Annotated in this window: 20 protein-coding genes; 15 read left to right on the forward strand and 5 right to left on the reverse strand. The window is 70.8% G+C overall.

All coding sequences use genetic code 11. The features are described from left to right. Positions 1-21: 21 nt before the first annotated feature. Entirely contained in the window at positions 22-471 is a 450-nt protein-coding gene (locus OG978_RS09120; protein ID WP_326764701.1) for an ASCH domain-containing protein, read from the forward strand. 32 nt (positions 472-503) lie between these two features. On the opposite strand, the gene OG978_RS09125 is transcribed toward OG978_RS09120, so the two are convergent. Both OG978_RS09125 and OG978_RS09130 read right to left on the reverse strand, forming a co-directional pair. Next, a complete protein-coding gene (locus tag OG978_RS09125) occupies positions 504-1,724 on the reverse strand; it encodes a carboxylesterase family protein (RefSeq protein WP_326764702.1) in 1,221 nt (406 codons plus the stop codon). Next, positions 1,721-3,073, reverse strand: a complete 1,353-nt coding sequence (locus tag OG978_RS09130) for an MFS transporter (protein ID WP_326764703.1) — start codon at positions 3,071-3,073, stop codon at positions 1,721-1,723. The genes OG978_RS09125 and OG978_RS09130 overlap by 4 nt, the downstream gene beginning before the upstream one ends. Before the next feature lie 306 nt (positions 3,074-3,379). Between OG978_RS09130 and OG978_RS09135 the strand changes: the two genes are divergently transcribed. From OG978_RS09135 to OG978_RS09170, 8 genes are read left to right on the forward strand one after another with little or no spacing between them, the layout of a single operon-like run. Beyond that, positions 3,380-4,855: a 2-hydroxymuconic semialdehyde dehydrogenase gene (locus OG978_RS09135; RefSeq protein ID WP_326764704.1), complete on the forward strand. Its 1,476-nt coding sequence runs from the start codon at positions 3,380-3,382 to the stop codon at positions 4,853-4,855. Beyond that, positions 4,852-5,667, forward strand: coding sequence for a 2-keto-4-pentenoate hydratase (locus OG978_RS09140; protein WP_326764705.1), 816 nt, complete (start codon positions 4,852-4,854; stop codon positions 5,665-5,667). The genes OG978_RS09135 and OG978_RS09140 overlap by 4 nt, the downstream gene beginning before the upstream one ends. Then, on the forward strand, positions 5,664-6,620 hold the full coding sequence (locus OG978_RS09145; RefSeq protein WP_326764706.1) for an acetaldehyde dehydrogenase (acetylating): 957 nt from the start codon (positions 5,664-5,666) through the stop codon (positions 6,618-6,620). Before OG978_RS09140 ends, OG978_RS09145 begins: the two co-directional genes overlap by 4 nt. After that, a complete protein-coding gene (gene dmpG / locus OG978_RS09150; RefSeq protein ID WP_326764707.1) occupies positions 6,617-7,648 on the forward strand; it encodes a 4-hydroxy-2-oxovalerate aldolase in 1,032 nt (343 codons plus the stop codon). The genes OG978_RS09145 and dmpG overlap by 4 nt, the downstream gene beginning before the upstream one ends. Continuing rightward, a complete protein-coding gene (locus tag OG978_RS09155) occupies positions 7,645-8,409 on the forward strand; it encodes a 2-keto-4-pentenoate hydratase (RefSeq protein ID WP_326764708.1) in 765 nt (254 codons plus the stop codon). The genes dmpG and OG978_RS09155 overlap by 4 nt, the downstream gene beginning before the upstream one ends. Further along, positions 8,409-8,864, forward strand: a complete 456-nt coding sequence (locus tag OG978_RS09160) for a RidA family protein (RefSeq protein WP_072484324.1) — start codon at positions 8,409-8,411, stop codon at positions 8,862-8,864. Before OG978_RS09155 ends, OG978_RS09160 begins: the two co-directional genes overlap by 1 nt. Further along, positions 8,861-9,382, forward strand: a complete 522-nt coding sequence (locus OG978_RS09165) for a 3-hydroxyanthranilate 3,4-dioxygenase (protein ID WP_072484323.1) — start codon at positions 8,861-8,863, stop codon at positions 9,380-9,382. Before OG978_RS09160 ends, OG978_RS09165 begins: the two co-directional genes overlap by 4 nt. 2 nt (positions 9,383-9,384) lie before the next feature. Further along, positions 9,385-10,386 carry an amidohydrolase family protein gene (locus OG978_RS09170; protein WP_326764709.1) on the forward strand — a complete coding sequence of 334 codons (1,002 nt, stop codon included), beginning with the start codon at positions 9,385-9,387 and terminating at the stop codon, positions 10,384-10,386. Between the two features lie 134 nt (positions 10,387-10,520). Here the strand turns inward: OG978_RS09170 and OG978_RS09175 are convergent, their stop codons facing one another. Together OG978_RS09175 and OG978_RS09180 are read right to left on the reverse strand one after the other, a co-directional pair. Next, on the reverse strand, positions 10,521-11,474 hold the full coding sequence (locus OG978_RS09175) for a LysR substrate-binding domain-containing protein (RefSeq protein ID WP_326764710.1): 954 nt from the start codon (positions 11,472-11,474) through the stop codon (positions 10,521-10,523). Positions 11,475-11,592: 118 nt separating this feature from the next. Continuing rightward, the gene (locus tag OG978_RS09180; protein ID WP_326764711.1) at positions 11,593-13,248 is read right to left on the reverse strand and encodes an FAD-binding dehydrogenase; all 1,656 of its coding nucleotides are present in this window, start codon (positions 13,246-13,248) and stop codon (positions 11,593-11,595) included. 210 nt (positions 13,249-13,458) lie between these two features. Between OG978_RS09180 and OG978_RS09185 the strand changes: the two genes are divergently transcribed. The 6 genes from OG978_RS09185 (at position 13,459) to OG978_RS09210 (ending at position 17,202) form a co-directional block, all read left to right on the forward strand. Then, positions 13,459-14,352, forward strand: coding sequence for a DMT family transporter (locus tag OG978_RS09185; RefSeq protein ID WP_326764712.1), 894 nt, complete (start codon positions 13,459-13,461; stop codon positions 14,350-14,352). 68 nt (positions 14,353-14,420) lie between these two features. Next, entirely contained in the window at positions 14,421-15,050 is a 630-nt protein-coding gene (locus OG978_RS09190) for a TetR/AcrR family transcriptional regulator (RefSeq protein ID WP_326764713.1), read from the forward strand. Between the two features lie 74 nt (positions 15,051-15,124). Further along, on the forward strand, positions 15,125-15,898 hold the full coding sequence (locus tag OG978_RS09195; protein ID WP_326764714.1) for a glucose 1-dehydrogenase: 774 nt from the start codon (positions 15,125-15,127) through the stop codon (positions 15,896-15,898). A gap of 34 nt (positions 15,899-15,932) precedes the next feature. Continuing rightward, positions 15,933-16,454 carry an NUDIX hydrolase gene (locus OG978_RS09200; protein ID WP_326764715.1) on the forward strand — a complete coding sequence of 174 codons (522 nt, stop codon included), beginning with the start codon at positions 15,933-15,935 and terminating at the stop codon, positions 16,452-16,454. A 44-nt stretch (positions 16,455-16,498) separates the two neighbouring features. After that, entirely contained in the window at positions 16,499-16,894 is a 396-nt protein-coding gene (locus OG978_RS09205) for a YidH family protein (protein WP_326764716.1), read from the forward strand. After that, positions 16,891-17,202 (forward strand): DUF202 domain-containing protein, encoded by a 312-nt coding sequence (locus tag OG978_RS09210; protein WP_326764717.1) that lies wholly within the window; start codon positions 16,891-16,893, stop codon positions 17,200-17,202. The genes OG978_RS09205 and OG978_RS09210 overlap by 4 nt, the downstream gene beginning before the upstream one ends. A gap of 18 nt (positions 17,203-17,220) precedes the next feature. Here the strand turns inward: OG978_RS09210 and OG978_RS09215 are convergent, their stop codons facing one another. After that, positions 17,221-18,177, reverse strand: coding sequence for an NADP-dependent oxidoreductase (locus tag OG978_RS09215; protein ID WP_326764718.1), 957 nt, complete (start codon positions 18,175-18,177; stop codon positions 17,221-17,223). Positions 18,178-18,240 lie beyond the last annotated feature (63 nt).

Below are 18,240 nucleotides of genomic sequence, written 5' to 3' on the forward strand. Positions count from 1 at the left end.
GGGCATGCCAGACTTGGCGCCATGTCGAACCGTGAACCCCTCAAGCCCTTTCTGCTCGCCTTCCCCGGGCCACTGCGCGATCAGCTGGTGGGGGCGGTGCTCACCGGCGCGAAGGTGTCGACGACCGGGCTGCTCGCGGAGTACGAGGCGGAGAAGGAGGAGCTGCCTCCGGTGGGTGAGCGCTCCGCGCTGATCGACTCGGCCGGCCGGGAGATCGCGGTGCTGGAGGTGACGGAGGTGCGGGTGCTGCGCCTCGGTGACGTCGACCTCCAGCATGCGATCGACGAGGGCGAGGGCGACACGTCGGTGGCCGAGTGGCGTGCGGGGCACGAGAAGTTCTGGCACGGCGAGGAGATGCGGGAGGCGCTCGGCGATCCGGGGTTCACCGTCGACGACGACACCATGGTCGTCGCCGAACGGTTCCGGGTCGTCGAGCTGCTGGACCCCGCCACGGGCACGGACAGCCGGTAGACCGGGCGGGCGGCAGGGCCGGCTACGGGGCGCTACGGACGTCGGGCGAGGATCTCGCAGCAGGTCAGCGGGGGCGCGACGGCACCGGGACGGCCGGTGCGGACAAAGGCGATCCAGGTGGCGCGCACGGCCCTGCCCAGCTCGTCCACCTCCTCCCAGGGGGTATCCCCCAGCATCGGGGAGTCCCGCCAGGCGGCCCGGGAGCCGAGGAGCAGCGGCAGTTCCACGCAGTGGGTGGCGCCGTACTCCGATCCGGCCGGGCGCCAGTCCAGCCGGTAGGCGTGCACCCGGGCTCCGGCCCGGACGAGCTGTTGCCCGAGGGCGGTCAGCGGTTCGGTGTACATCCGCCGGGTCGGCTCCGCCGGGTCACCGTTCCCGCCCTTCTCTCCGGGGAAGGCCGACATGTCGTCCGCGTTCCAGCCGTACATGATGTCCAGGCCGCGGACGTGCGGTCCGGGGGCGGCGCCGGCCGTGCCGACGGGGCCGAACGGCGGCTCCAGGGTGGAGGCGGAGCGTTCCCGGTGGGCGAGCCCGGTGTCCCGTTGCGCCGCGAGTACGGCTGCCTGGGCGGCGACACGCGGGCCGGCTCCGGGGGCGTGTACCGCGAGCCGCTCACTGAAGATCCGGCCGAGGACTTCGGCATCGGCCCGCGACCGGGTGGCGATCGCCAGCGGCGCGCTCTGCAGGATCGCGCGGCGGAACAGCCCCCGGGCCTCGGGCAGCTCCATCAGCAGCCGGATGGAGAGCGCCCCGGCGGACTGCCCGAATACTGTGACATCGGCGGGGTCGCCGCCGTACGCGGCGATGTGCGTCCGCACCCAGCGGAGCGCTTCGAGCTGGTCGTACAGGCCGAGATTGCCCTCGGACACCCCGTCGAGGCAGAGGTATCCGAGTGCGCCGACGCGGTAGTTGACGGCCACCACGACGACATCGCCCTCGGTGGCGAGTGCCCCGCCGTCGTACCAGTCCATGAGGCCCGCGCCGCTGCTGAACCCGCCGCCGTGGAACCAGACCATCACCGGCCGCGCCGCGCTGTCGCGGGCGGGTGTGGTGACGGTCAGGTTCAGACAGTCCTCGCCCTGCGGGTGCCGGTCGAGCGGCGGTCCCATCACCGCGTCGAGCCTGGACGGCAGTTGCGGGCAGATCTCGCCGGTGGGCGGGCGGCCGTCGTCACGCACCGGGCGGGGCCGCGCGAAGCGCTCGGCCACGGCGTAACGGACCGGGCCGGACCGGACCACGGCGGGGCCGGTCATGCGCCGCGCCCGGAGAGCGACTCCGCCGGGGCGGCCCGCACCGGCTCCGGCGCCCCTTCGGGTACCAGCCGGAACAGGGCGACCGCGCCGGCCAGGCTGACCGCGCAGATCCCGACGAGGTACCACGTCACCCCGGTCGACGAGCCCCCCGAGTTGAGCAGTGCCGTGGAGATCATGGGGGCGAGTCCGCCGCCCAGGATGGCGCCGCCCTGCAGGATCACCGAGGAGCCGGAGTACCGGACGTTGACGGGGAAGGTGTCGACGATGATGCTGCCCTGCACGCAGTGGGTGACCGGGATGATGAGGCCCATGCCGAGCAGCGCCACCACGGCGAGGGCGGAGTTGCCGGTGTTGAGGAGCGGGAAGAAGGCGACGCACCAGACGAGGATGGCGGCGGATCCGGCGATGAACATGGTCCGGCGGCCGTGCCGGTCGGCGATCTTCGTCCACACCGGAATGGTCACGAACCACAGGGCCGCCGCGACCGTGACGCTCACGATGAGGAACTGCTTGTCGTAGTCGAGGTGCTGGGAGCCGTAGGACAGCGTGAAGACCATGAACACATAGGCGACGGCCGAGTTGGCCACGACGGCGAGCAGGGTCAGCGCGAGCCGGGGGAAGCCGACCTTCATCGATTCGGCCAGCGGGAACCTGACCACCTGGTCCTGGGCCCGGACGCGGTCGAAGGACGGCGACTCGGTCACCCGCAGCCGGATCACCAGCCCCACGGCCACCAGGACGAAACTGAGCAGGAACGGGACGCGCCAGCCCCACGAGGTGAACGCGTGGTCGCCCATGACCGCGTTGGTGACCAGGAAGATCACATTGGCCAGGACCAGGCCGCCCGGTGTGCCCATCTGCGGGAAGCCCGCATAGAGGTTCTTCTTGCCCGGTGGCGCGTGCTCCATCGACATGAGCGTCGCTCCGGCCCCTTCGCCGCCGAGCCCGATGCCCTGGACGATGCGCAGCGTGACCAGGAGGACCGGGGCCCAGAAGCCGATGGATTCATAGCTCGGGATGGCACCGATGAGGGTGGAGCCGATCCCCATCAGGACGAGGGAGACCACCAGCGTCGCCTTGCGGCCGATGCGGTCTCCGTAGTGGCCGAAGACCAGACCGCCGAGGGGGCGGGCGATGAAGCCGACGGCGAAGGTACTGAAGGCGGCCAGGGTGCCGGCGGCGGGGCTGAGCGCGGGGAAGAACTGCTCGTTGAAGATGAGGGCCGCGGCTGTTCCGTAGAGGAAGAAGTCGTACCACTCCAGCGTGGTGCCCGCGAGCGTGGCGAGGGCGGTTCTGCCGGCAGTGGCTCGGGCGCCGCCCGAGTGTTCTTCGTGAGGTGAAGTGTTCACGGGGTGACCTATCACTTGGATGACGGGCTGTGGGCGGTTCGCCCCGGACAGCCGCTACGACGGCCGGGCTTCACCCGTCGTTAACCGTGGATCCTGATGGTCTGAGAAATGACACACAAATACCGAATCCGGGACCTGCCATACCTGTTCGGGTATGGCCGAACACCCACGCGAGCATACGGATGACCGTTCAGCGATGATCCCGCGCACACATCCGGCCCAGGCAACCCGGTATGCCATTTCAGGTATGGCTTGACACAAGAATCGCATTTGTCCGGCATGGCTATGCGAATCACAGTGGGACGCATGACGGCAGAGACTGGGCGGTGGATCCGCAACTTCGTGGCCGGGCAGTTCGTGGAGCCCGACGAGAACCGCAGCTTCGACAAGACCGATCCGGCGACCGGCCGGGTGTTCGCCCGGGTGCACGAGGCGGACAGGGACCTGGTGGACCGCGCGGTGAACGCGGCCAGGCGCGCCCTGCACGACGGGTGGGCGACGACGCCGGTACGGGAGCGGGCCGCGCTGCTGCGCCGGGCCGCGGACCGGATCGAGGAGCGCTTCGAGGAGTTCGTCGCGGCGGAGGTCGCCGACACCGGCAAGCCGGTCACCCAGGCTCGGGAGCTCGATGTCGCACGCGCGCTGACGAACTTCCGCACCTTCGCCGACGTGGTGGCCGCCGCCGGCCAGGAGTCCTTCCTCACCGACCTCGCGGGCGGCCGGCAGGCGCTCAACTACGCGGTACGCAAGCCGCTCGGCGTCGTCGCGGTCGTCGTCCCGTGGAATCTGCCCCTCCTGCTGCTGACCTGGAAGGTCGCCCCTGCCCTGGCCTGCGGCAACGCCCTGGTCGTCAAGCCCAGCGAAGAGACCCCGGCCACCGCCACGCTGCTGGCCGGCGTACTCGCCGAGGTCGGGCTGCCCGCCGGGGTGTACAACGTCGTCCACGGCTTCGGCGGCGACTCCGCCGGTGAGTACGTGACCTCGCACCCGGGGATCGACGGGGTGACCTTCACCGGCTCGTCGGCCACCGGCTCGCACGTCATGAAGACCGTCGCGCCCCGCGTCCGTCCGGTGTCCTTCGAACTCGGCGGCAAGAACGCCGCCGTCGTCTTCGACGATGTCGACATCGACGAGGCGCTGACCGGGCTGAGCAAGTCGGTCTTCACCAACACCGGCCAGGTCTGTCTGTGCACCGAGCGGGTCTACGTACAGCGCTCGGTCTTCGCCGATATCGCCGAGGGGCTCGCCGAGCGGGCCCGGGGCCTGCGGCTGGGCGACCCACTGGACGAGCGGACCACCACCGGACCGCTGATCTCCCGGACCCACCGGAACAAGGTGCTGAGCTACTTCGAACTGGCCGAACAGGCCGGGGCGAAGGTGCTCACCGGCGGCGGCGTGCCGCAGCTCGGTCCCGGACTCGCGGGCGGCTCATGGATCGAGCCGACGCTGTGGACGGGCCTGACCAACGCCGACCGGCCCGTGCGCGAGGAGATCTTCGGCCCGGTGGCCGCCCTGATCCCCTTCGACACCGAGGAGGAGGCCATCGCCCTGGCCAATGACACCGAGTACGGTCTCGCGGCTTCCGTGTGGACCAACGACCTGCGCCGCGGCCACCGGGTGGCGCAGTCCATGAACGTCGGCATGGCCTGGGTCAACACCTGGTTCCTGCGCGATCTGCGCTCCCCCTTCGGCGGTGTCGGGCTCTCCGGCATCGGCCGCGAGGGCGGCGAGTCCTCCCTGCACTTCTACACCGAGCCGACGAATGTGTGCGTACAGCTGTGACCGATCACGACACCCCCGACCTGCCCGCACGGATCGAGGCGGCCGCGGCACGCCTCACTGCCGCCGCCGACTCGCGCACCCCGTGCGCTCCCGTCCGGGAGTTCCTGGGCCGCGAGGACATCGACGCCGCCTATGAGGTGCAACGCCGGATCGCGGCCGGCCGGAGCGCCGCCGGAGCCCGGGTGGTGGGCGCCAAGATCGGCCTCACCGCGCCCGCCGTACAGCAGCAGTTCGGCGTGTTCCGCCCCGACTTCGGGGTGCTCTTCGACGACATGATGTACGCCCACACCGAACCGCTGCCGCTGAACCGCTTCCTCCAGCCGCGTGCGGAGGGCGAGATCGCTTTCGTGCTCGGCCGGGACATCGACCGGCCCGGGGCCGGCGTCGCCGATGTGCTGCGGGCCACCGAGTTCGTGCTGCCCGCCATCGAGATCGTCGATTCCCGGATCACCGGCTGGGATCTGGCCATCACCGACACGGTCGCCGACAACGCCTCCAGCGGCGCGTTCGTGCTCGGCACCACTCCGCATCCGCTGAGCGGGCTCGACCTGTCCCGGGTCGGCATGGTGCTCCAGCGGGACGGCGAACCGGTCTCCTTCGGCGCGGGACACGCCTGCCTCGGCTCACCGGTCGTCGCCGTGGCCTGGCTGGCACGCGAACTGGCCGCCCGGGACCAGCCGTTGCGCGCCGGAGACGTCGTCATGTCCGGGGCGCTGGGCCCGATGGTGCCGATCGATGGTCCCGGCCGGTACCGGCTGGCGCTGGACGGGCTCGGCGAGGTCGAGGCAGTCATCGAGGAGGAGACCAAGTGAGTTCCACCGCATCCGGCACCGTCCCGGTGGCCGTCATCGGGTCCGGCAATATCGGAACCGACCTCATGATCAAGGTGCTGCGGCTCTCGAAGACGCTGCGCATGGGCGCGATGGTGGGCATCGACCCGGACTCCGACGGCCTGGCCCGCGCCACCCGGCTCAAGGTGACCATCACGCACCGCGGTATCGACGGGTTGGTGGAGCTGCCCGGATTCGCCGACATCAAGGTCATCTTCGACGCCACCTCGGCCAAGGCCCACGTGCGCAACGCCCGGATCGCCGCGGAGCACGGGAAGCTGATGATCGACCTCACTCCGGCGGCTCTCGGACCGTTCGTGGTGCCGTCGGTCAATCTGGACGAGCATCTCGCCGCCGGGGACGTCAACATGGTCACCTGCGGCGGTCAGGCAACCATTCCGGTCGTCGCCGCGATCTCCCGGATCGCGCCGGTCGCGTACGGGGAGATCGTCGCCTCCATCGCCTCGAAGTCGGCCGGTCCCGGAACGCGGGCCAATATCGACGAGTTCACCGAGACCACCGGTGAGGCGATCCGCCTGGTCGGCGGCGCCGAGGTCGGCAAGGCCATCATCGTGCTCAACCCGGCCGAGCCCCCGCTCGCCATGCGCGACACGGTCTTCTGCCTCGTCGAGGGCGGGCTGTCCGACGCCGACCGGGACCGGATCGTGGCCTCCGTCGAGCAGATGGCGCAGTCGGTACGGGAGTACGTGCCCGGCTACCGGCTCAAGCAGGACGTTCAGTTCGACCCGGTCGAGGACACCGTCGTCCCGGCCCTGGGCCGACGGGTCACCGGGGTCAGGGTCTCGGTGTTCCTGGAGGTGCTCGGCGCCGGCCACTACCTGCCCGACTACGCGGGCAATCTCGACATCATGACCTCCGCCGCGGTCCGCACCGCGGAGAAGATCGCCGCACTCCGAGGATGGGTGACCTCATGAAGCTGTACGTCCAGGACGTGACCCTGCGCGACGGCATGCACGCGATGGGGCACATGTACACCGTCGACCAGGTGCGCCGGATCGTCGCCGCGCTCGACCGGTCCGGGGTCGCGGCCATCGAGGTCGCGCACGGCGACGGTCTCGGCGGTTCGAGCGCGAACTACGGGTTCGGCGCGCACAGCGACGAAGAGTGGATCGAAGCCGCGGCGGACGTCCTCGAACACGCGAAGCTGACCACCCTGTTGCTGCCCGGCATCGGCACCATCGACCATCTGCGCCGGGCCCATGCGCTCGGGGTGCGCAGCGTGCGCGTCGCGACGCACTGCACCGAGGCCGACGTCAGCGCGCAGCACATCTCCTGGGCCCGGGAGAACGGGATGGATGTGTCCGGGTTCCTGATGATGAGCCATCTCAACTCCCCCGAGGGCCTGGCTCGTCAGGCCGCGCTGATGGAGTCGTACGGGGCGCACTGCGTCTATGTCACCGACTCCGGCGGCCGTCTGACGATGCGTGAGGTCGCCGCCCGGGTCGACGCGTACCGCGAGGTGCTCGACGAGGCGACCGAGATCGGCATCCACGCCCACGAGAACCTCTCGCTGTCGGTCGCCAACAGCGTGACCGCCGTGGAGCACGGCGCGTACCGCGTCGACGTGGCACTGGCCGGGCAGGGCGCCGGGGCCGGGAACTGCCCGGCGGAGCCGTTCGTCGCCGTCGCGGACCTGCTGGGCTGGGAGCACGGCTGCGATCTGTTTGCGCTCCAGGACGCCGCCGACGACATCATCCGCCCGCTGCGCAACCGGCCGGTCCAGGTGGACCGGGAGACCCTGACGCTCGGCTACGCCGGTGTCTACTCCAGCTTCCTGCTGCACGCCGAACGTGCGGGGCGGCGCTACGGGGTCGACACCCGGGAGATCCTCCTGGAGGTCGGCCGGCGGCAGATGGTGGGCGGCCAGGAGGACCTGATCGTGGACATCGCGCTGGACCTGGCCGCGGGGCGCGCGGCCGGCACGGAAGGGAGCGGCAAATGATCTCGGCAGAGCTGACCGACGTACTGGCGCAGCGGCTGGACACGGCACAGACGTCCCGCAGGGACACCCCGAGCCTCGCCGACAGCCATGAGTTCGACATCGATGACGCGTACACGGTGCAGGCGGCGCTGCTGGAGCTGCGGGTGGGCCGCGGCGAGCGGGTCGTGGGGGTGAAGCTGGGGTTCACCAGCAAGGCCAAGATGGCTCAGATGGGTGTCTCCGACGTGATCGTGGGCTGGCTCACGGACGCCATGCGGATCACGGACGGCGACGAGGTCGATCTGTCGCGCTTCATCCACCCGAAGGTCGAGCCCGAGGTCGCCTTCCGGCTCTGCCGGGACGTGGATCCGGAGGATCCGCCGACGGACATCGAGTCGTGCGTGGACGCCGTGGCCCCGGCCATCGAGATCATCGACTCGCGTTACCGGGACTTCCGGTTCACGTACACCGATGTCGTCGCGGACAACACCTCCGCGGCCGGCTACGCGATCGGGCCGTGGCGGCCCCTGGCGGACGTCGCCAACCGCGCGGTGCGGCTGCGTACCGCGGCGACGGAGACGGTGGGATCGACCGCCGCCATTCTCGGCGACCCGGTGCACGCGCTGCACGCCCTGCTGGACATGTGCCGCCGCCGCGGCATTTCGCTGAAGGCGGGTCAGGTGGTGCTCGCGGGCGCTGCCACGGCGGCCGTGCCGCTGGTGGCGGGGGTCACCGAGTGCGATGTAGCGGGCATCGGGTCCGTCACGGTGAAGGGGTTCTGATGAGCGGTTCACGGGTGATCGAGGGCAAGGCCACTCCGCGTGGGCGGTTCCCTCATGTGAAGGTCGTCGGGGACCTGGTGTTCGTCTCCGGCACCAGTTCGCGCCGGCCGGACAACACGTTCGTGGGTGTCGAGGCCGATGAGTTCGGCACCACGGAGCTGGACATCCGGGCCCAGACCCGGGCGGTGATCGAGAACATCCGGGACATCCTGGCCGAGGTGGGCGCGGAGCTCTCCGACATCGCCCAGATCACCGCCTATCTGGTGTCCATGAACGACTTCGGCGGATACAACGAGGTCTACGGCGAGTTCTTCGACGAGCGGGGACCGACCCGGACGACCGTCGCGGTGCACCAGTTGCCGCATCCCCATCTGCTGATCGAGATCCAGGCGGTCGCCCATCTGCCGCGGCCCCGCCAGTCACACAGAGCGCACAGCACGGAGGTGTCCTCATGACCGCCATTCCCCCGGTCATCGATTTCCAGGGCTGGATCACCGAGCACGAGCACCTGCTCAAGCCGCCGGTGAACAACCGCACCATGTCCCTGGGCCAGGACTTCATCGTCCAGGTCGTCGGCGGGCCCAACCAGCGGACCGATTTCCACCTCGACCCGTACGAGGAGTGGTTCTACCAGGTCAAGGGCGATATGCACGTCAACCTCATGACCGAGGACGGACCGCGGACCGTACACATCCGGCAGGGCGAGGTCTGGCTGCTGCCCGGCAATGTGCCGCACTCCCCGCAGCGGCCGGACGCCGGTTCGATCGGGCTGGTCATCGAGCGGGTCCGGGAGGAGGGCACCCTGGAGCAGTTCCAGTGGTACTGCCCCGAGTGCGCCACGAAGATCCATGAGGTCGAGCTCCAGGTGCGGGACATCGTCGCGGATCTGCCGCCGGTCTTCGCCGAGTTCTACGGCGACGAGAAGGCGCGTACGTGCCCCGAGTGCGGTGCTCTGCATCCCGGGAAGGGCTGAGCGTGGACCGCACGATCGACGTACACACGCATTACGTTCCGCGCGGCTGGCCGGATCTGACGGCCGAGGCCGGTCCGGACGCTCCCTGGCTGCGGATCGAGTCCGAGTCCGACGCCATGATCATGATGGGTTCCAGAGAGTTCCGGCGGATCCAGGCCGATGCCTGGGACGCCGAGACCCGGCTGCGGGACATGGACGCGGACGGGGTGCACCGTCAAGTGGTCTCCCCCACACCGGCGTTCTTCACGTACGGGCGCAGCGGGGCCGAGGCCGCCAAGGTCTCGCGGATCTTCAACGATCTCGCGCTGGAGATCACCGCTCCGGCACCGGACCGGCTGATCCCGTTCTGCCAGGTGCCGTTGCAGGATCCCGACGCGGCCTGCCGCGAGCTGGAACGGAGCATCGCCAACGGGCACCGGGGCGTGGAGATCGGCAATCATGTCGGGGATCGCGACCTGGACAGCGAAGGGGTCGTCACCTTCCTCCAGCACTGCGCCTCGCTCGATGTGCCGGTGTTCGTGCACCCCTGGGACATGGCGAGTTCGCCGCGGCTGGACCGGTGGATGGCGCAGTGGCTCACGGCCATGCCCGCCGAGACGCATCTGTCGATCCTCGCCCTGATCCTGGGCGGGGTCTTCGACCGGATCGACGACCGGCTGAAGATCTGTTTCGCGCACGGCGGCGGCTCGTTCGCGTTCTGGCTCGGCCGGATGGAGAACGCCTGGCACGGCCGGCACGATGTCATCGGCACCTCCGAGCGCCCTCCCTCGCATTATCTGGGCCGGTTCTACGTCGATTCGGTGGTATTCGACGACCGTGCCCTGCGGCTGCTGGTCGACACGGTCGGTGCGGACCGGGTGATGGTGGGCAGTGACTATCCGTACCCGCTGGGGGAACGGCCGGTCGGCGAGGTGGTCCGCAAGAGTTCCTTCCTGGACGACCGCAGCCGGGAGCTGATCACGCACGGCAACGCCGAGCGTTTCCTGGGACTCACCGGTCCCTAGGGCCTGTCCGACGGATCAGGGTCGGACAGGCCCTGGACCCGTCGTCGAGATTGTCGTACGCCGTTCGGCGTCCGTCGCACACGCGCCGTACGCCGAACGGTCGCCTTCGGACGGCGGCGGTTCGACGGCACGACCTACAGCGGACCGTCATCGCCGGCCGCGCCCTGCGACGCCATGCCGGCGGCGATGTCCTCCAGGCTCCGGATCAGCGCCTGCGCGGACGGGCCCAGCGCCCGGGCGGCCGACAGGGTCAGCCCGACGCTGTGCCCGATCGGGTCCAGCGGCACCGCCAGCCGGACGATACGGGTGTCGTCCCGGATGATCAGACCGGGCAGCGCCGCGACGACATCGGTCTCCAGCAGAAGCTGGCGCACGGTCAGGAACGAGGTCGTCTCGACCCGGTTCATCGGCAGCGGCATGCCGTGTCGGGCGAAGAACTCCTCGATCTCCCGTCGCAACGCGGTCTCCGCGCCCGGCAGGATCCAGGGATAGTCCGGCAGATCCGCAAGCTCCACCGCGCTCTGCCCGGCAAGCGGGTGCGAGGCCCTGACCACGAGTTCGACCGACTCGTCGTAGAGCTTGCGGCGCACCGTCCGCTCGTCGGAGGGGACCGTGAGCCGACCGACGACGAAGTCGATGCGGCCGGCCTCCAGCTCCAGGAGCAGAGCCTCCGGCGACGCCTCCCGGACGATCACTGTCAGATAGGGGCGCTCCTTCTTGATGTCGGCGATGGCCCGCGGCAGGAGCACATTGGAACCGGCCAGATGGGTGCCGACGATGACCGTGCCGCGGTCGGCGTCGGCCAGTTCCACCACATGGCGGCCCGCCTGCGCGAGCTGGGCGAGCACGGACCGGGCGTGCTCGGTGAAGGCCTCTCCGAACACGGTGGCGGTGACGCCCCGGGGCCCGCGTTCGTAGAGCGGGACGCCGAGGATGTCCTCCAGCTCGTGCAGACTGCGGGTGGCGGCGGGCTGGGTCACATGCAGCTCCGCGGCGGCGCCGACGACGCTTCCCTGCCGGGAGAGCGCGTCGACGAGAACCAGGTGGCGGAGCTTCAGCCGGCCGTCGAGGAGACGCGGGATCTTCACGCCACGACTCTATCCACGTCCGCCGGGGGCGGGTCCGGCCACCCCGGACCGTACGGAACGGGCTGCGGGCCGGTGCGGGCCGGTACCGGTGCCGTAGGGGCCGCCCCGGCCGACCGCCCTAGCCGACCGCCTGCGCCGCCGCGCGGCCGGCCGCGCGGCCGGAGAAGATGCAGCCGCCGAGGAAGGTCCCTTCCAGCGAGCGGTAGCCGTGCACCCCGCCGCCGCCGAAGCCGGCTGCCTCGCCCGCCGCGTACACACCGTCCAGGGGGGTGCCGTCCTCGGTCAGCACCCGGGAGGACAGGTCCGTCTCCAGGCCGCCGAGCGACTTGCGGGTCAGGATGTTCAGCCGTACGGCGATCAGCGGGCCGGCCTTGGGGTCGAGGATGCGGTGCGGCGCGGCCGTGCGGATCAGTTTGTCGCCGAGATAGGCGCGGGCTCCGCGGATCGCGGTGATCTGGAGGTCCTTGGTGAAGGGGTTGGCGATCTCGCGGTCGCGCGCGGTGATCTCGCGGCGCAGTTCGGCCTCGTCGATCAACGGTTCCTCGGTGAGCGCGTTCATGCCCCGGACGAGTGCGGCGAGGTCCTTCTCGACGACGAAGTCCGCTCCGTTGTCCATGAACGCCTTCACCGGGGCCGGTACGTCGGCACGGGCCCGGCCGATCACGTCGCGGATCGACTTTCCGGTCAGGTCCGGGTTCTGCTCGGAGCCGGAGAGCGCGAACTCCTTGCCGATGATCCTCTGGTCGAGGACGAACCAGGTGTGGTCGTGGCCGGACCTCATGATGTGTTCGAGGGTGCCGAGGGTGTCGAAGCCCGGGAACAGCGGGACCGGGAGGCGCTTGCCGGTGGCGTCCAGCCAGAGCGAGGACGGTCCGGGCAGGATCCGGATGCCGTGCTTGGCCCAGATCGGGTTCCAGTTCTCGATGCCCTCGGTGTAGTGCCACATCCGGTCGCGGTTGATGTGGTGGGCGCCCGCCTCCTCGGCGATGCCGAGCATCAGCCCGTCGACATGGGCGGGGACACCGGAGAGCATCTTCGCGGGCGGGGTGCCCAGCCGTGCGGGCCACTGCTTGCGCACCAGGTCGTGGTTGCCGCCGATGCCGCCCGAGGTGACGATCACCGCCTGGGCCCTCAGCTCGAACGTGCCGGTCGCCACCCGGCTGCTCGCGGTGCCCCGGGCGGCGGAGCTCGGCTCCAGCACCTCGCCGGTCACCGTGTCGACGGCGCCCGCGGTGCGGCCGAGGCCGGTGACCCGGTGACGGAACCGGAACCGTACGAGCCCCTTGGCGACGCCCTCGCGGACCCGGCGCTCGAAGGGCGCGACGACGCCGGGGCCGGTGCCCCAGGTGATGTGGAAGCGGGGTACGGAGTTGCCGTGGCCGTTCGCGTCGTAGCCGCCGCGCTCGGCCCAGCCGACGACGGGGAAGATCCGCAGCCCCTGGGCGTGCAGCCAGGAGCGCTTCTCACCGGCCGCGAAGTCGACGTACGCCTCGGCCCACTTCCGCGGCCAGTGGTCCTCCTCGCGGTCGAAGCCCGCCGTGCCGAGCCAGTCCTGGAGGGCCAGTTCATGGCTGTCCTTGACCCGCATCCGGCGCTGTTCGGGCGAGTCGACGAGGAAGAGACCGCCGAAGGACCAGTGCGCCTGGCCGCCGATGGACTGCTCGGGCTCCTGGTCGAGCAGGATCACCGAGCGGCCCGCGTCGACCAGTTCGGCGGTGGCCACCAGTCCGGCGAGCCCTGCCCCGATAACGATCACATCAGCGTCGTACGCCATGGGTTCCATCCTTGTCGGGGCGATCCGGTCACGGCCACGGTGCGGCTCCGGCACCGTCCCCGGCGCCGGAAGTTACTCGTGCGTCAGATCTTCTGCACCGGCCGCTGCGGCGTCAACCGCCCGGTCGGCGGCGCTCCGGCCGCACCCCCGGGGCACAGGCGCTATCGTCGATACAAATCACCCACTTCTGGCCTGACTTGAGGTAGAAGCGTGTCGGTGCTGGTCCTCGTGCTCGCCGTGAGTGCCGCCTGCTGTCTGGGATTCGGCTTCGTCCTGCAGCAGGCCGCCGCCTCGCACGCCCCGAGGAGCGACTACCTCTCGCCCCGGCTGCTGCTGGACCTGATGCGGGTGCCGAGCTGGCTGGCCGGGATCGGGCTGATGGTCTGCGGCATGGTGCTGGGCGCCCTGGCCCTGGGCAAGGGTGAGGTGTCCGTCGTCGAACCCCTCCTCGCGACCAATCTGCTCTTCGCGATGGCCCTGTCCCGCCACCGCACCGGCCAGCGCCTCGGCCATCAGGGCTGGGCCGGTCTCTGGCTGCTGGCCGGCGGGGTCACCGCCTTTCTGCTGGCGGGCCGGCCGCAGGGCGGCGAGGCGGTGACCAGCCCGCTGCGGCACTGGCTGGTGATCGGCGTGGTCGTGGGCACCGCACTGCTGCTCACCGCCTTCGCCAAACGCTACGGGTCCGGGGTCGCCCCCGCGCTGCTCGCGGTGGCGGCCGGGCTGCTGTACGGGCTGCAGGACGCGCTCACCCGGGTCAGCGGCCAGCGGCTGTCCGACGACGGGTGGGCGGCGCTGGTGACGGGGTGGCAGCCGTATGCGGTGGTGGCGCTGGGGGTGACGGGGCTGGTGCTGGTGCAGAGCGCCTTCGAGACGGGCCCGCTCCGGGTCTCGCTGCCCCCGCTCACCGCCGCCCAGCCGCTGGCCGGGATCGCCTGCGGGGTCGGCTTCCTCGGTGACCAGCTGCGTACCGACACCGCCGCGCTGGCCTGGCAGGCGGTCGGCCTCGCGGCGATCGTCGTCGGGATCGTGCTGCTCGGGCTGCATCCGGCGATGCCGGAGGGGCCGGTGGGCGGGCGCCGCGCGAAGAGCCTCCAGCCGAACTGAGCGGGGCCCGCCCGTCACGGGAGGCGTCCGCACTGGATTTTAATAATGGCCAGCATTAGAATGGCCGCATGGCGCGAACGTCCGGACAAGAGACCAGGGACAAGCTGATCCGCGCGGCCGAGGAGGTCTTCGCGGCGCAGGGCCCCGACGGCGCCCAGCTGCGGGACATCGTCCGGCTGGCCGGGCAGAGCAACCCTTCCGCGGTCCAGTACCACTTCGGCTCCCGGGCCGGGTTGCTGGACGCGGTGATGGCGGGCCGCCAGACGCGTACCGAACGGGTGCTGGCGCCCCTGCTCGCCGAGCTGGGCGCGGACTGCTCCGTACGGGAGCTGCTCACCGCGCTGGTGACGGCCGAGGCGAGCCTGCTCGCCGACGACCGCGGTCGCCGCTGTCTGCGGATCTCGGCCCGGCTCACTCATGAGACCGGGCTGCGGACCGGCCGGCTGCACCCCGTCCTGGACGGCACCGCCTACGGGCACCTGATCGGCCGCATGGGGGACTGCCTGGGCGAGCTGCCCGGTCCCGTGCGCCTGGAGCGCCTGGATCTGGCGCTCACGCTGATCGGCGCGGCGCTGGCCGACCGCGCCCGCCAGCGTCTCGACGGCACCGAACCACTGACCGGCGACGAGCTCTTCCTCGCCGATCTCGTCGGGACCACCACCGCGTTCCTGCACGCCCCCGTGCCGGGCAGCGCGTGACCACCCGCACCACGTACCACCGCACCACATGCCATCCGCACCACATGCCATCTGCACCACATGAAGGAAGCGACATGACCGACAAGAGCAAGCTCAGCGACAAGACCGTCATCATCACCGGCGGTGCCCGGGGCCTGGGCGCCGAGGCCGCCCGTCTCGCGGTGGCGGGTGGCGCCAACGTGGTGATCACCGATGTGCTCGACGAGGAAGGCGCCGCCACCGCCGCGGAGCTGGGGGCGAAGGCCCGCTTCATGCACCACGACGTGACCTCCGAGGAGGACTGGCAGCGCGTCGCGGAGTTCGCCGTCGCCGAGTTCGGACGGATCGACGGGCTGGTCAACAACGCCGGCGTATCCACCGGCCAGCCGCTGGAGAGCGAGAGCGTCGAGCACTTCCGCAAGGTCATCGACATCAACCTGACGGCCGTCTTCATCGGCATGAAGACGGTGATCCCGGTGATGAAGGAGAACGGTGGCGGTTCGATCGTCAACATCTCCTCGGCCGCCGGCCTGATGGGCCTCGCCCTGACCTCCAGCTACGGCGCCTCGAAGTGGGGCGTGCGCGGTCTGACGAAGGTCGGCGCGGTGGAGCTGGGCACGGCGAGGATCCGGGTGAACTCGGTGCACCCCGGCATGGTCTACACGCCGATGACCGCGTCCGTCGGCATCCAGCAGGGCGAGGGCAACTACCCGAACACCCCGATGGGCCGGGTCGGCGAGGCCCTGGAGATCGCGGAGGCGGTCACCTTCCTGCTCTCGGACGCCGCCTCGTACATCACTGGTGCCGAGCTGGCCGTGGACGGCGGCTGGACCACGGGCCCGACCGTCAAGTACGTCATGGGCCAGTGATCATCCGCGGCAGGTCTGCTGTTGGATGAGGGACATGACTCCTTCTGACGAGATCCTGGACATCGTCGACGAGAACGACGTGGTCGTGGGGCGGGCCCCGCGCGGTGAGGCGACCGCGCGGGGCCTTCGCCATCGCTGTGCCTTCATCGAGGTCCGGGACGCGGAGGGCCGGCTCTTCGTCCACCGCAGGACTCCGGGCAAGCTGGTCTTCCCGTCGCACTACGACATGTTCGTCGGCGGAGTGGTCGGCGCCGGTGAGTCGTACGACAAGGCGGCGCTGCGGGAGGCCGAGGAGGAGCTGGGGGTGTCCGGGCTCCCCCGGCCGGAACCGCTCTTCAAGTTCCTCTACGAGAGCGCCGGGCACTCCTGGTGGTCCTACATCTACCAGGTACGGTGCGAGCTGCCGGTGAACCCGCAGGTGGAGGAGGTCGCCTGGCACACCTTCCTCACCGATGCCGAGCTGGCACGGCGGATCGACGACTGGGAGTGGGTGCCGGACGGCCTGGAGGCGTACCACCGGCTGCGTGCCTTCCGGGCGGGCGGGACGGCCTCCTGAGCCCGGCCGACGGGCGTCCACAAAGCGGCAGATAAGGTTCACGCGTGAACGAATTCGTACAGAGCCTGCGGCTTTGGTTCGCACCGCAGCGCATCCGCGAAGAGGGCGACACCCCCGACTACCGGTTCTCGCTCGCCAACGAGCGCACCTTCCTCGCCTGGATCCGGACGGCTCTGGCACTGATCGGCGGCGGGTTCGCCGTCGACCAGTTCCTGCCGGAGCTGGCGTGGGGCGTCCGCGCCGGTCTGGCGCTCGCGCTGCTGGCGGCCGGTGTGCTGTGCGCGCTGCGGGCGGTCAACCACTGGGTGCGGTGCGAGCGGGCGATGCGGCGCGGCGAGGACCTTCCGGTCTCGCGGTTCCCGACGCTGCTCGGTCTGGCCGTCGCGGTGGTCGCCGTGGTGATGGTGGTGGTGGTCCTCTTCGGCTGGGAGGGACGGTGACCACCGCGGAGCGCGACCCCGGGCTGCAGCCCGAACGGACGCGGCTGGCCTGGCGGCGTACGACACTGTCGTGCACGGTGGTGGCGCTGCTGGCGGTCAAGCAGGCGCTGCACGGCGGGGCGGGCCCGGTCGCGATCGTGGCGGTTTCGCTGAGCGCGCTGGCCTGGCTGGGTTTCCTGCGGGTGGCGCATCTGCGCGTGGTCGGGGTGGGGACCGCGCGGCCGCGCCCGCTGTCGGCACGCGGCGCGCTGACGGCGACGGCGTGCACGATCGCGCTCGCGGTGTTCGCCGCGGCCATGGTGTTCTGAGCGCCGGATAAGGGGCTGTCAGGCGTCCGGCGGGATGTCCGGGATCTCCCAGGGGACGGTGACGACGATCTTTCCGCGGGTGCGCCCCTGCTCGTTCAGCCGGTAGGCGTCCGCCGCCTGTTCCAGCGGGAAGACCCGTTCCACATGGACCGAGACGATGCCCTGTTCGGCCAGTTCGGCCAGATGGGTGAGGTCCTTGGCGTCCGGGCGTACGTAGGCGTAGTGGCCGCCGTACGCGAGGACCTCGCCGTCCGCGATTGAGGCCAGCCGGCCCCCGGGCTTCAGCACTTCGGCGGAGACCCGGAGCGCCTCCTCGCCGACGGTGTCGAACGCGGCGTCGATGCCGTCCGGGGCCAGGGCCCGCAGCCGGTCGGCGAGGCCGTCCCCGTAGGCCACCGGTTCCCCGCCGAGCTGCCGGACGTGCTCGTGATTGCGCTCGCTCGCGGTACCGATGACGCGGGCGCCGGCGTGCCGGGCGAGCTGGACGGCGAACGAGCCCACCCCGCCGGCCGCCGCATGGACGAGGACCGTCTCGCCCTCCCGGATCCTGAGGGTGCGGTGCAGGACCTGGTAGGCGGTGAGACCGGCCAGCGGCAGGCCGGCCGCCTCCTCGAAGCTCAGGCTCAACGGCTTGCGGGCGAGGGTGCGCACGGGTGCGGCGACGTATTCGGCGAACGTGCCGCGGCAGAGGAAGTCCTCCCGCACATAGCCGATGACCTCGTCGCCGACCGTGAACTCGTCGACGGCCATGCCGGGCTGCACGACGACGCCGGACACGTCCCAGCCCGGGATCACCGGGAACACGGCCTCCAGAGCGGCGTCGAGGTAGCCCTCGCGGGCCTTCCAGTCGACCGGGTTGACGGCCGCGGCCCGCACCTTCACCAGGACGGTGTCCGGGCCGACCTTGGGGTCGGGCCGCTCCCCGTACTCCAGGACCTCGGCCCCGCCGTATCCGCTGTAGCTGATCGCCTTCATGCACCGACCATCGGTGCGGGTCGGGGCCCCCGCAAGTCAGGCCGTCGCGCCCCGGGCGACGGG

The organism is Streptomyces sp. NBC_01591, from assembly GCF_035918155.1.
In the GTDB taxonomy this organism is placed as follows: Bacteria; Actinomycetota; Actinomycetes; order Streptomycetales; family Streptomycetaceae; genus Streptomyces.

Excerpts from the sequence above, each read along its gene's own strand:
- OG978_RS09195 (WP_326764714.1), top strand. The coding sequence starts at position 15,125 with ATGACCGACAAGAGCAAGCTCAGCGACAAGACCGTCATCATCACCGGC.
- OG978_RS09165 (WP_072484323.1), top strand. The coding sequence starts at position 8,861 with ATGACCGCCATTCCCCCGGTCATCGATTTCCAGGGCTGGATCACCGAG.
- OG978_RS09120 (WP_326764701.1), top strand. The coding sequence starts at position 22 with ATGTCGAACCGTGAACCCCTCAAGCCCTTTCTGCTCGCCTTCCCCGGG.
- OG978_RS09125 (WP_326764702.1), bottom strand. The coding sequence starts at position 1,724 with ATGACCGGCCCCGCCGTGGTCCGGTCCGGCCCGGTCCGTTACGCCGTG.
- OG978_RS09160 (WP_072484324.1), top strand. The coding sequence starts at position 8,409 with ATGAGCGGTTCACGGGTGATCGAGGGCAAGGCCACTCCGCGTGGGCGG.
- dmpG (WP_326764707.1), top strand. The coding sequence starts at position 6,617 with ATGAAGCTGTACGTCCAGGACGTGACCCTGCGCGACGGCATGCACGCG.
- OG978_RS09200 (WP_326764715.1), top strand. The coding sequence starts at position 15,933 with ATGACTCCTTCTGACGAGATCCTGGACATCGTCGACGAGAACGACGTG.
- OG978_RS09190 (WP_326764713.1), top strand. The coding sequence starts at position 14,421 with ATGGCGCGAACGTCCGGACAAGAGACCAGGGACAAGCTGATCCGCGCG.
- OG978_RS09180 (WP_326764711.1), bottom strand. The coding sequence starts at position 13,248 with ATGGCGTACGACGCTGATGTGATCGTTATCGGGGCAGGGCTCGCCGGA.
- OG978_RS09135 (WP_326764704.1), top strand. The coding sequence starts at position 3,380 with ATGACGGCAGAGACTGGGCGGTGGATCCGCAACTTCGTGGCCGGGCAG.
- OG978_RS09215 (WP_326764718.1), bottom strand. The coding sequence starts at position 18,177 with ATGAAGGCGATCAGCTACAGCGGATACGGCGGGGCCGAGGTCCTGGAG.
- OG978_RS09155 (WP_326764708.1), top strand. The coding sequence starts at position 7,645 with ATGATCTCGGCAGAGCTGACCGACGTACTGGCGCAGCGGCTGGACACG.